The 12071-nt window shown below is 70.8% G+C and carries 11 protein-coding genes; 3 read left to right on the top strand and 8 right to left on the bottom strand.

Annotated features, from left to right (window positions below; translation table 11 throughout):
- Window positions 1-65 precede the first annotated feature (65 nt).
- Together ACN28F_RS23755 and ACN28F_RS23750 are read left to right on the top strand one after the other, a co-directional pair.
- Window positions 66-929: an SURF1 family protein gene (locus ACN28F_RS23755; RefSeq protein WP_421359753.1), complete on the top strand. Its 864-nt coding sequence runs from the start codon at window positions 66-68 to the stop codon at window positions 927-929.
- Window positions 926-2194: an APC family permease gene (locus ACN28F_RS23750; RefSeq protein ID WP_421359751.1), complete on the top strand. Its 1269-nt coding sequence runs from the start codon at window positions 926-928 to the stop codon at window positions 2192-2194. Before ACN28F_RS23755 ends, ACN28F_RS23750 begins: the two co-directional genes overlap by 4 nt.
- A 31-nt stretch (window positions 2195-2225) precedes the next feature.
- On the opposite strand, the gene ACN28F_RS23745 is transcribed toward ACN28F_RS23750, so the two are convergent.
- Both ACN28F_RS23745 and ACN28F_RS23740 read right to left on the bottom strand, forming a co-directional pair.
- On the bottom strand, window positions 2226-2528 hold the full coding sequence (locus tag ACN28F_RS23745) for a hypothetical protein (RefSeq protein WP_289210092.1): 303 nt from the start codon (window positions 2526-2528) through the stop codon (window positions 2226-2228).
- Between the two features lie 421 nt (window positions 2529-2949).
- A complete protein-coding gene (locus tag ACN28F_RS23740) occupies window positions 2950-3222 on the bottom strand; it encodes a winged helix-turn-helix domain-containing protein (protein WP_289210091.1) in 273 nt (90 codons plus the stop codon).
- A gap of 345 nt (window positions 3223-3567) precedes the next feature.
- Here ACN28F_RS23740 and ACN28F_RS23735 point away from each other — a divergent pair, with 345 nt between their 5' ends.
- Window positions 3568-3993 carry a DivIVA domain-containing protein gene (locus tag ACN28F_RS23735; RefSeq protein WP_289210090.1) on the top strand — a complete coding sequence of 142 codons (426 nt, stop codon included), beginning with the start codon at window positions 3568-3570 and terminating at the stop codon, window positions 3991-3993.
- 317 nt (window positions 3994-4310) lie between these two features.
- On the opposite strand, the gene araA is transcribed toward ACN28F_RS23735, so the two are convergent.
- From araA to ACN28F_RS23705, 6 genes are all read right to left on the bottom strand, one after another.
- The gene (araA, locus tag ACN28F_RS23730) at window positions 4311-5819 is read right to left on the bottom strand and encodes an L-arabinose isomerase (protein ID WP_421359749.1); all 1509 of its coding nucleotides are present in this window, start codon (window positions 5817-5819) and stop codon (window positions 4311-4313) included.
- A 40-nt stretch (window positions 5820-5859) separates the two neighbouring features.
- Entirely contained in the window at window positions 5860-6549 is a 690-nt protein-coding gene (locus ACN28F_RS23725) for an L-ribulose-5-phosphate 4-epimerase (protein ID WP_289210088.1), read from the bottom strand.
- Window positions 6549-8231 (bottom strand): ribulokinase, encoded by a 1683-nt coding sequence (araB, locus tag ACN28F_RS23720; protein WP_289210087.1) that lies wholly within the window; start codon window positions 8229-8231, stop codon window positions 6549-6551. Before araB ends, ACN28F_RS23725 begins: the two co-directional genes overlap by 1 nt.
- Window positions 8232-8292: 61 nt before the next feature.
- A complete protein-coding gene (gene yjfF / locus ACN28F_RS23715; RefSeq protein ID WP_289210086.1) occupies window positions 8293-9318 on the bottom strand; it encodes a galactofuranose ABC transporter, permease protein YjfF in 1026 nt (341 codons plus the stop codon).
- Window positions 9315-10496, bottom strand: coding sequence for an ABC transporter permease (locus tag ACN28F_RS23710; protein WP_289210085.1), 1182 nt, complete (start codon window positions 10494-10496; stop codon window positions 9315-9317). The genes yjfF and ACN28F_RS23710 overlap by 4 nt, the downstream gene beginning before the upstream one ends.
- The gene (locus ACN28F_RS23705; protein ID WP_421359747.1) at window positions 10493-12019 is read right to left on the bottom strand and encodes a sugar ABC transporter ATP-binding protein; all 1527 of its coding nucleotides are present in this window, start codon (window positions 12017-12019) and stop codon (window positions 10493-10495) included. The genes ACN28F_RS23710 and ACN28F_RS23705 overlap by 4 nt, the downstream gene beginning before the upstream one ends.
- Window positions 12020-12071 lie beyond the last annotated feature (52 nt).

The following is a 12071-nucleotide window of genomic DNA, read 5'->3' as shown; positions in this document are numbered from 1 at the left end:
GGCCCCGTCACCCCCGGACGGAGTGGAGGGACAGCCGCAAGACGTTACCGGGTAGCCTCCGACATGTGTACCGGTTCCTGCTGACGCCCCGATGGTTGGGTCACCTCGCGCTGGCGGTGGTGGCCGCCACGGTGATGGTGCAGCTGGGCAACTGGCAGCTCGACCGCTACCACCAACGCAGCGAGGTCAACGACCGGATCGACGCCGCCGCCGACCAGATCCCGGTGGCGGTGACGCAGGTCGTCGGCCCGCCCGGGGCGGCCGCCGGCACCGCCGGTGCGCCGCCGCCGCAGTCGGCGACCTGGACGCGGGTCACCGCGACCGGGCGCTACGACGTCGACAACCAGGTCCTGGTCCGCAGCCGGACGGCGAACAGCCGGGTCGGTTTCGAGATCGTCACCCCGCTGGTGCTGGCCGACGGCTCCGCCGTCCTGGTCGACCGGGGCTGGATCCCGCCGGCCGACAGCGGCGCCGACGCGCAGCCGCAACTGCCGGCCACACCCACCGGTGAGGTGACCGTGATCGGGCTGGTCCGCCAGCCGGAGCCGATGTCCGGTGCGGTCACCCGCCGCGACGGCAAGTTGGAGACCCGCCGGATCGCCACCGGAGCCCTCGCCACCGAGCTGCCCTACCCGGTACGCGGCGGCTACCTGCTGCTGCAGGAGCAGACCCCGACGCCGGACCCGGCGTTCGTCGCGGTCGCCATCCGGCACGAGAACAGCTGGCAGAACGGCGGGTACGTGGCCCAGTGGTGGATCTTCGCCGCGATGACCCTGGTCGGGTACGGCTGGCTGGCGCGCCGGGAGGCCCACACCCGTCGCGCCGCCGCGGCCGGGCCGGCCGACCGGGCGGCTGCTGAGCAGGAGCCGGCCGACCGGACAGCCGCTGCGCCCGGATCCAGCGACCGGGCGGCCCTCCCGCCGGCATGACCGCCGCCGAGATCCCGCTGGCCCGCCGGCTCGGCACCCGCGAGGCCGTGGTCGTCGGGCTCGGGGCGATGATCGGCGCCGGGGTCTTCGCGGCGTTCGCCCCGGCGGCGGCCGCCGCCGGCGGATGGCTGCTGGCCGCCCTCGCGATCGCCGCCGTGGTGGCGTACTGCAACGCGATGTCGTCGGCCCGGCTGGCCGCCCGCTACCCGGAGTCCGGCGGCACCTACGTCTACGGCCGGCAGCGGCTCGGCGACCTCTGGGGCCACCTCGCCGGCTGGGGCTTCGTGGTCGGCAAGACGGCCTCCTGCGCGGCGATGGCGCTCACCGTCGGCAGCTACCTGGCACCGGCGTACGCCCGGCCGGTCGCGGTCGCGGCGGTGGTCGCGCTCACCGTACTGAACCTGTTCGGCGTGCACCGGTCGGCGTGGGCGACCCGGGTGATCGTCACCGTCGTGTTGACGGTGCTGGCCGCCGTGGTCGTCGTCGGGCTGCTCGGCGGTGCCCGACCGGTCCTCGGCACAGCGGGGGCCGGCGCGGCCGGCGGCGGACCGGTCGACGGGTGGGGGGTGCTGCAGGGTGCCGGCCTGCTCTTCTTCGCGTTCGCCGGCTACGCCCGGATCGCCACCCTCGGCGAGGAGGTCCGCGACCCGCAGCGCACCATCCCCCGGGCGATCCCGATCGCGCTGGGCATCACCCTGGCCGTGTACGCGCTGGTCGCGGTCGCCGTGCTGCGGGCGCTGGGCCCGGCCGGGCTGGCCGACACGCCGGCACCGCTGGCCGCCGCCGTGTCCCAGGTCGGTGCCGGCTGGTTGACCCCGGTGGTACGCATCGGCGCGGCCACGGCGGCGCTCGGCGCGCTGCTGGCGTTGATCCTCGGGGTGTCCCGGACCGTGTTCGCGATGTCCCGGGGCCGGCACCTGCCCGCCGGGCTGGACGCCGTGCATCCGCGTCGGCAGGTGCCGCACCGGGCGGAGATCGCGGTCGGCGTCGCGGTGGTGGCCCTGGTCTGCGTCGCCGACCTGCGCGAGGCGATCGGCTTCTCGTCGTTCGGCGTACTGGTCTACTACGCGGTGGCCAACGCCGCCGCGCTGACCCTGCACCGCGACGAGGGCGCGTTGCCGAGGGCCGTACCACTCGTCGGGATCGTCGGCTGCCTGCTGCTGGCCGCCACCCTGCCCGGTGCGGCGGTGCTCACCGGGCTGGCCGTGTTCGCCGTCGGCGTCGTCGTCTGGTGGGCCGGTCGCGGCGTGCGCGCCCGACGCTGACCGACAACCTACGCGTGGTCTGAGGCCATGATCATGGTTTCGGGACTACCGTGACGCTTGGCTCAGGACGGTCCACCGAGAGCAAGAAAACGCTCATCAGTAGCGAAATTGCCACGGTGAGCAGAGAGATAGCGAGAAAAACCTGATACGCGGTCCGGTGCTGCCGATCGGCACGCAGTCCCCAGATTGAAGCAACCGCCCCGGCAGCCCCTACCGCACCGGCCAGCAGGAAGTTCACGATCAACGTCGCCAGACCAAGGGCGGACAGGACCGCCACAAAAACAATTCTGAAGTTCGTCCGCTCCGAACTGAGGGACTCTTGCTGGGTTGACATGGTATTCCTCCTGCGCTGTTGACAGATCGTACAGGATCCCCCTCACGTCCACACGCCGACGAGGGGCCGGCGCGAGAACCCATCGCAATTGCGGCGGCCCTCGCACCGGCGTAGCTCGATCAGAATATCGAGCAGGTGAAATTGCCCGAGTGACCACCATTCGCCATACCGTTCAGGCGAAGGCACTCGTCGACCGTCTGCACGTCCCAGCCGCCGACCCCCAAAATAAACCGTTGCTTAGCCCACCGCGGCAGATCCGAGTCGGTGCGGCCGCCAGCGACAGCTGCGAGGCTGACCCGACACGAGAAGCCCGCCTTCCCGACCCTCCTTGTCACTTGCCCGGCTACCAGCCGCTGAGGTGGGCTGGTTAGTGACGATTGGATGCCAGGAAGCCAGGCGAAGTGTCGCTATGCCGCAACCCTCAGATCTCGAAATCCGGCTCGTCATCATCGTCGCCGTCGGGCAGTAGCCATCGGTCGCTGGGCTCGACGAACGTGCCCTTGCCCTGGTGACGGCGGACCAGCCGGCGGGCTTCCAGCCGTACGAGGACCATCTTGATGGTCGTGGCGCCGACCTTGTAGCGCTGGCTCATCTCGGCGATCGAGAGCAGCTTCTCCCCTGGCTTGAGCCGCCCGCTGACGATCGCGGCGGCGTAGGCGTCCGAAATGCGGACATAGTCGGGCTGCGTAGGCATTTCGAGTCTCCTTGCACGGCAACCCGATTCGATCACGAGACACGTGACCGCGACAAGGATTCGTTGACATAGGCGGCTTAGCCGCCTAAGTTTTGACGCGAGCACTCCTTGCACGGCAGCTTGGGGCGCTCACCTCCGGTCGGGGCGGTCAGCGAGTCATGCCGCTCGTTGGGCGTCCCGGCCCCGAAGGTTTGCCCTGGTCGCCGTACTGCCAAGGAGGGCTGCGGCGATTGGGGTGGGGTGGCCCCGTCGGGATCGGCAAGCGGCAGGGCCACCCCCGTCCAGACACACCCACGACACCGCCCGAACGGCACCAGCAGCGAAGACAATGGGGAGGAACACGTGATGCGAGAGCTCTGGCGACGCTGGCGACTGCGCTGGCAACGCCGCAAGATGGCCACCACCCCGCCACGTGACTGGCCGCAGGGCAGCGGCGTCTACCGCGTACCCGCTGGTCGCAGCCGCAACCAGCGACCCACCGCGTACCGGCCGATCCGCCCTTGGCAGATCCGCAGCCACCGCTTCCCGACGGCCCCCCGGCGCGGCGGCGGCCGGGGCCTCGACCCCGGCGAAGTCGCCGCCTTCCTCGAACGGATCGCCCACGACCTCGGCATCGTCTACGCCGAACTCGACCGCACCTACGAACAGAACGACCGCATCAAGGACGCGCTCCGCCGCTGGCAGACCAGCCAGGCCCTCGCCGCGCAGACCACCATGCACCTGCCCGCCTGGACCGGCACCAGCGCCACCACCCGGTACGCGGGGCAGTGACCGACCAGCCCCCGACCAGGCGTCACCTGGCGGCCTCCGACGATGCCGAGTAGACCGGGACTGCCCTGCCACGGCTCCCGGATCGGAACCGGTCACCAGGCGAAGGTCCCGAATGCCGAAGGCCGCTACGAGCAGTACCTAGTCGAGCGCACTGAAAAGGAAGGGCGGGCCACGATTCGCGCTGAGCACCTCGGCCACATCCTGCGTCTGTACGCCCGAAGGACTCGGTGCTGAAATCTCGGTGCTGAAATCTCTGATCCGGGCATCCACCCGCCCTGCTGCCCGGGGCGCCAGCACCCGGGCAGCAGGACGGCGGCTCAGAAGCCCCGGGCCAGCCGGTGGTACGCCTGACTCCAGCGCAACTCGGCGGCGAACCGCCGGGTCGTCGTATCGGCGTCGATGACCGCCAACTCGGTGCCGGTCATCTCGGCCAGATCGTGCAACTCGTCCACCCCGACGGCCTGGGAGAGGACGGTGTGATGCGGGCCGCCGGCGGTCAGCCACGCCTCCGCCGACGTCGGCAGGTCCGGCTCGGGGCGCCACACCGCCCGGGCCACCGGCAACTTCGGCAACGGCTGTGCCGGCGGCACGACCTCTATCTCGTTGGCCACCAGGCGGAACCGTTCGCCCAGGTCGACCATGCCGAGCACGACGGCCCGGCCGGGTGCGGCGTCGAAGACCAGCCGTACGGGGTCCTCGCGGCCGCCGATGCTCAGCGGATGGATCTCACACGACGGGGTGTCGGCGGCGATGCTCGGGCAGACCTCCAGCATGTGCGCGCCGAGGATCCGCTCCTGACCGGGGGTCAGGTCGTAGGTGTAGTCCTCCATGAACGACGTGCCGCCGTCGAGCCCGGTCGACATCGCCTTCAGGGTGCGGACAAGTACGGCCGTCTTCCAGTCGCCTTCGCCGCCGAAGCCGTAGCCGTCAACCATCAGCCGCTGCACCGCCAGGCCGGGCAGTTGCCGCAGCCCGCCGAGGTCCTCGAAGTTCGTGGTGAAGGCCCGGAAGCCGCCCTCGGTGAGGAAGCCGCGCAGGCCCAGCTCGATGCGGGCGGCGTAGCGCAGCGAGTCGTGCCGGTCGCCGCCGGCCCGCAGCGCCGGGTCGACCCGGTACCGCTGCTCGTACTCGTCGACCAGGACCTTGACGTCGGGCTCCGGCACCGCGTCGACCGCCTCGACGAGCTCGTTCACCCCGTACGTGTTGACCGAGACGCCGAACCGGACCTGCGCCTCGACCTTGTCACCTTCGGTCACCGCGACGTTGCGCATGTTGTCGCCGAACCGGGCGAGCTTCAGCGACCGCAGTTCGCTGTGGCCGATGGCGGCCCGCGCCCAGCCGGCGATCCGACCGACGACCCGGGGGTCGCTGACGTGGCCGGCGACGGTCTTGCGGGCCACCCCGAGCCGGGTCTGCACGTAGCCGAACTCGCGGTCGCCGTGCGCGGCCTGGTTCAGGTTCATGAAGTCCATGTCGATCTCGGCCCAGGGCAGTTCGACGTTGGCCTGGGTGTGCAGGTGCAGCAGCGGCTTGCGCAGCGCGTCCAGCCCGGCGATCCACATCTTGGCCGGCGAGAAGGTGTGCATCCAGGCGATCACGCCGACCACGTCGGGTTCGGTGTTGGCCGCCAGGCAGACCCGGAGGATCTCCTCCGGGCTGGTCAGCACCGGGCGCCAGACGATCTCGACCGGCAGCCCGTCGGCGGCGCCGAGCCGGCCGGCGATCTCCTGGGACTGCTCGGCCACCTGGCGCAGCGTGTCGTCGCCGTACAGCCCCTGGCTGCCGGTGAGGAACCACACCTGCGCGGACCGTTTCCCTGCCTCCATCACAGATCCCCCTTTAGTACAACAATCCGCCGGTCGCAGCTCACCGCTGGCCGTACACGTTCTGGTAGCGCTCGTACAGCGCGTCGATCGCGGCCTGCGGCAGCGGCTCGACCGGGCCGAGCTGACGGGCCAGGTGGATCGTGCGGGCGACGTCCTCGCACATCACCGCCGCCTTCACCGCCGCCTTGGCGGTGGCGCCGATGGTGAACGGACCGTGCTGACGCATCAGGACGGCCGGCGAGCGGTGACCGGTGAGCGTCTCGACGATGCCCCGGCCGATCGCGTCGGAACCGATCAACGCGAACGGCCCGACCGGGATCTCGCCGCCGAACTCGTCGGCCATCGCGGTCACCGCGCACGGGATCGGCTCGCACCGGGCGGCCCAGGCGGTGGCGTACGGGCTGTGCGTGTGCACCACCCCGCCGACGGCCGGCATGTGCCGGTAGACGTAGGCGTGCGCCTCGGTGTCGCTCGACGGCGCGTAGTCGCCTTCGACCAGGGTGCCGTCGAGGTCGGTGACGACCATGTGCGCCGGGGTGAGCTCGTCGTAGCTGACCCCGGAGGGCTTGATCACCAGCAGGTCGGCGCCGGGCACCCGGGCCGAGACGTTGCCGCTGGTCCAGGTGACCAGACCCCAGCGGGTCAGGTGCTCGTGCAGCCGGCACACCTCGGCGCGCAGCCGGACGATCTCGGCGGCCACGTCGGCGCTGGGCTGAGCGGTGGTGGTCATCAGACGGAAGCCTCCCGGTCGGAGCGGGCGAGAGCGGCGTTACGGATGTCCCGCAGCCGGTGCATCGCCTTGTCGGCACCGGTGCCGAAGTGGTCGTGCAGCAGCTGGTACTCGGCGTACAGCAGGTCGTAGCCGGCGGCGCGGTCGGCGTCGGGCCGGTAGACGGCGGTCTCCACCGCGCCCATCGCACCGGCGGCGGTGACCACGTCCGGGTACGCCCCGGCGGCGACCGCCGCGTGGATCGCCGAGCCGAGCGCCGGCGCCTGGTCGGAGCTGGCCACGCTGACCGGCCGGCGCAGCACGTCGGCGTAGATCTGCATGATCAGCTTGTTGCGCTTGAGGCCACCGGCGACGACGAACTCGGTCACCGGCAGCCCGGCCCGTTCGAACGTCTCCACGATGGTCCGGGTGCCGAAGGCGGTCGCCTCGATCAGTGCCCGGTAGATCTCGTCCGGCCGGGTGGCCAGGGTGAGCCCGACGATCAGCCCGGACAGGTGGTGGTCGACCAGGACCGACCGGTTGCCGCTGTGCCAGTCCAGGGCGACCAGCCCGTGCCCGCCGACCGGCTGCTCGGCGGCCTGCCGGGTGAGCAGCTCGTGCACGCTGAGCCCGAGGCGAGCCGCCTCGTCGTGCACCGCCGGCGGTACGGCGTGGTCGACGAACCAGGCGAAGATGTCGCCGACGCCGGACTGGCCGGCCTCGTAGCCGTACGCCCCGGCGGTGATGCCGCCGTCGACGACGCCGCAGATGCCGGGGACCTCGACCAGGTCGGTGCCGTTCATCACGTGGCAGGTGGAGGTGCCCATCACGGCGAGCAGCTGGCCGGGGGCGACCGCGCCGGCGGCCGGCGGGGTGACGTGGGCGTCGACGTTGCCGACGGCGACCGCGATACCGGCCGGCAGCCCGGTCCAGCCGGCGGCCTCGGCGCTCAGCCCGCCGGCCCGCGCACCCAGCGGCAGGATCGGATGCTCCAGCCGGGTCGCCGCGAAGTCGGCGAAGTCGGGGTGCAGCGCCGCCAGGTACGCCGGGTCCGGGTACCGGCCGTCCTGGTGGATGCCCTTGTAGCCGGCGGTGCAGGCGTTACGGGTCTCGGTGCCGCACAGCTGCCAGACGATCCAGTCGGCGGCCTCGATCCACCGCTGGGTACGGGCGTAGACCTGCGGATCCTCCTCCAGCACCTGCAGCGCCTTGGCGAACTGCCACTCGGCGGAGATCCGGCCGCCGTAGCGGCCGATCCACGGTTCGCCGCGCTCGTGCGCGAGGGCGTTGATCCGGTCGGCCTGCGGCTGCGCCGAGTGGTGCTTCCACAGTTTCGGCCAGGCGTGCGGCCGGTCGGCAAGCTCCGGCAGCTGGCACAGCGGGGTGCCGTCGGCGAGGGTCGGCAGCACGGTGCAGGCGGTGAAGTCGGTGGCGATGCCGATCACCTGCGCCGGGTCGACGCCGGCGTCGGCCACGGCCGCCGGTACGGCGTGCCGCAGCACCTCACGGTAGTCCTCGGGGTCCTGCAGCGCCCAGTCCGGCGGTAGCGGTTTGCCGCTGCTGGGCAGGGCCCGGTCGATGACGGCGTTGCGGTACTCGTGCACCGCCGAGCCGAGCTCCGCGCCGTCGGCGACCCGGACCACGACCGCCCGTCCGGACAGGGTGCCGAAGTCGATGCCGATGGTGTACTGGTCGGTGTTCACCCGTTCTCCCTGTGGTGGAGTCCTGTCTGACCACTATGGTGGATCTGACCGCTATGGCGAGTCATCTGCGCCGCCGGGTCACCAGGCGTTGCAGGATGATGAAGGCGAACAGCAGGGCGCCGATGACGATCTTCGTCCACCAGGAACTCAGGTTGCCCTGGAAGGCGATGATCGTCTGGATGAGACCGAGCACACCGACGCCGAGTACGGTGCCGAGCAGGTAGCCGGACCCGCCGGTGAGCAGCGTGCCGCCGATCACCACGGCGGCGATGGCGTCGAGTTCCATGCCCTGGGCGTGCAGGCTGTAGCCGGAGAGCATGTAGAAGCTGAGCAGCACCCCGCCGAGCGCGGCGCAGAAGCCGCTGATGGTGTAGACGGCGATCCGGGTCCGGGCGACCGGCAGGCCCATCAGCAACGCCGACTGGGGGTTGCCGCCGACCGCGTAGACGTTGCGGCCGAACGGGGTGTAGGACAGCACGTACGCCGCGATCAGGACGACGATGAGCGCGATGACCACGCTGATCGAGATGAACAGACCGTCACCGAACCGGATCCGGTGCTGCGCCATCGTGGTCCAGAACCCGTCGGTGATCGTGATCGAGTCCCGGGTGATCAGGTGGCACAGGCCGCGGGCGAAGAACATGCCGGCGAGGGTGGCTATGAATGGTTGGATGTCGAAGAAGTGGATGACCAGGCCCATCAGCAACCCGATCGTGGTGCCGATCAGCAGCACCACCGGGAGCACCACTCCGGCCGGCCAGCCCTCGCGCAGCAGTACGGCGGCGCAGACCGTGGTCAGCGCGACCACCGCGCCGACGGACAGGTCGATCCCGCCGGTGAGGATGACGAAGGTCATGCCGACCGCCACGACCAGCAGGAAGGCGTTGTCGACGAAGATGTTCAGCGCGACCTGTGGCCGGGAGAACCGGGGGTAGTTGAGCGCGCCGAGCCCGTACATGGTGGCCAGCAGGGTGAGCGTGGCCACCACCGGCAGGTGCCGCGACTGCGGCAGGTACCAGCGGTGCCGGGGGGCGCTCACCGTCGCAGCGGCGGCGGCCCGCTGCTGGGGGTCGCTGATGTCGATCATGCCTGTACCTCCGCCGCTGCCTGTCCGGCCGGGGTCGTTGCCGTCGGTGCGGCCGCTCGTGGTGCGTCGTCACCGGTGCCGCCGGACCGGGGAGCGGATGGGCCACCCGGACCGCCGGGACCACCCGGACCGCCGGGACCGCCCGGCCTGGTCTGGCCGCCACGGCGACCGAGGCCGGTGACCCGGGCCCGGAACGCCGGCGACTGCGCCAGGCAGAGCACGATCACCACGACCGCCTTGAACAGCAGGTTCGCTTCGCTGGGAATGCCGATGGTGTAGATGGTGATGTCGAGGGACTTGATGATCACCGCGCCGAGGACGCTGCCGGCCAGGGAGAACCGGCCACCGGTCAGGGCGGTGCCGCCGATCACGACCGCGAGGATCGCGTCGAGTTCGATCAGGTTGCCGGCGTTGTTGCCGTCGGCGCTGGAGACGTTGGAGCTGAAGATCAGCCCGGCGATGCCGGCGCAGAGCCCGGCGAAGACGTACGCCAGGACGATCAGCTGCCGGGAGCGGATGCCGGCCAGCCGGCTGGCGGTCGGGTTGCCGCCGACCGATTCGACGAGCATGCCGAGCGCGCTGCGGCGGATCAGCAGCGCGGCGGCGGTGACGACCCCGGCCACGATCAGCACCGACACCGGCAGGGTCAGCGCGTACCCGGCACCGATCACCTTGTACGGCGCGGAGTTGACGTTGATGATCTGCCCGTCGGTGATCAGCTGCGCCAGTCCTCGACCGGCGACCATCAGGATCAGGGTGGCGATGATGGGCTGGATGCCGATCAGCGACACCAGCGTGCCGTTCCAGAGGCCGAGCAGCAGCGACAGGCCCAGCGCCATGGCCACCGCGAGCAGCACCCCGGAGACGCTGTTCTGGTCGGTCAGGCCGCTGATGTGCAGGCAGGCGATCGCACCGGAGATGGCCATGACCGAGCCGACCGACAGGTCGATGCCGCCGGTGGCGATGACCACTGTCATCCCGACCGCGGCCAGGATCAGCGGGGTGCTGGCCCGCAGGATGTCGATCAACGAGCCGTACAGATGTCCGTCGCGCATCGTGATCGAGAAGAAGCTCGGAGTGAAGAACAGGTTGCTGACCAGCAGCACCACCAGAATCAGCACCGGCCAGAACAGCCGCTGCCGGCCGAGTCCGATCAGTCGTCGGCGTGCCTCGCTCATGCCGCCACCTCCCCGGCGATCGTGCGCATGATCCGCTCGGCGTCGACTCCCTCGCCGTTGGCCAGCTGGTCGATCATCTGCCGGTCCCGCAGGACGGCGATCTTGTGACTGAGCCGGAGGACCTCCTCCAGCTCGGCGCTGATGAACAGCACCGCCATGCCGCCGCTGGCCAGCTCGACCACCAGGCGTTGGATCTCCGCCTTGGCACCGACGTCGATACCCCGGGTCGGCTCGTCGACGATCAGCAGCCGCGGCTCGGTGATCAGCCACCGGGCCAGCAGGACCTTCTGCTGGTTACCGCCGGAGAGGTTGCGGATCGGCAGGTCCGGGTCGGCCGGCCGGATCTGCAGGGCGGCGATGTACTTGGCCACCAGCTCGTCCTGCCGGCGGCGGGAAATCGGCCGGGCCCAGCCGCGGGCCGCCTGCAGGGCGAGGATCAGATTCTCCCGTACGGAGAGTTCCTCGATGACGCCCTCGGCGCGCCGGTTCTCCGAGCAGAAGGCGATCCCGTTGGCCATCCCGACCCGGGGGCCGCGCACCGTCGTCGGCCGACCGTCGATGGCGATCCGGCCCCGGTCGGCGCGGTCGGCGCCGAACAGCAGCCGGGCCGCTTCGGTGCGGCCGGAGCCGAGCAGGCCGGCGAAGCCGACCACCTCTCCGGCGTGGATGGTGAGGTCGAACGGGGCGATCGCCCCGGACCGGCCGAGTCTGGTGGCCTCGAGTACGGGTTCGCCGCCCTCGAGACTGTCCAGGTCGGGTTTGGACTGACCGTCGAGCTGCTCCAGGACGCTGAGTTCCTTGCCGATCATCTTGCCGACCAGCTCCAGCTGGCTCAGCTCGGCGACCGGCCACTCGCCGATCAGCCGGCCGTTGCGCAGCACCGTCATCCGGTCGGCGATCTCGTAGACCTGGTCGAGGAAGTGCGACACGAACAGGATCGCCACCCCCTCGTCCTTGAGCTGGCGGATCACCGCGAACAGCTCGGCGACCTCCGAGGCGTCCAGACTGGAGGTCGGCTCGTCGAGGATGAGCACCTTGGCGGAGATGTCGACCGCGCGGGCGATGGCGACCATCTGCTGTACGGCGAGCGAGTAGCTGGCCAACGGTGCGCTGACGTCGATGTCGAGGTGCAGCCGGCGCAACAGCTCGGTCGAGTGCCGGCGCATCGCCGCCCACCGGATCGCGCCGAACCGACGGGGTTCCCGGCCGATGAAGATGTTCTCGGCCACCGAGAGGTTGGGGCAGAGGTTCACTTCCTGGTACACGGTGCTGACCCCGGCCTGCTGTGCCTGCAGCGGCCCGGTGAACCGCACCTGGTCGCCGGCGAGCCTGATCTCACCCCGGTCGATCCCGTAGACCCCGGTGAGCACCTTGATCAAGGTCGACTTGCCGGCACCGTTCTCGCCCATCAGGGCGTGCACCTCGCCGGGGAACATCCGGAAGTCGACGTCGTCGAGTGCGACGACGCCGGGGAAGGTCTTGCCGATTCCCGTCATCTCCAGGATCGGCACCACGTCGGTCATCCGTACCTCTCACTGCTGTCGCTGCCGCCGGCCGCCGCCGGGCTCGGGCGTC

The organism is Solwaraspora sp. WMMA2101, from assembly GCF_049179175.1.
Lineage (GTDB): Bacteria > Actinomycetota > Actinomycetes > Mycobacteriales > Micromonosporaceae > Micromonospora_E.
The sequence above is the reverse complement of the archived record's forward strand: the minus strand, read 5'-3'. Positions and strand labels throughout refer to the sequence as shown.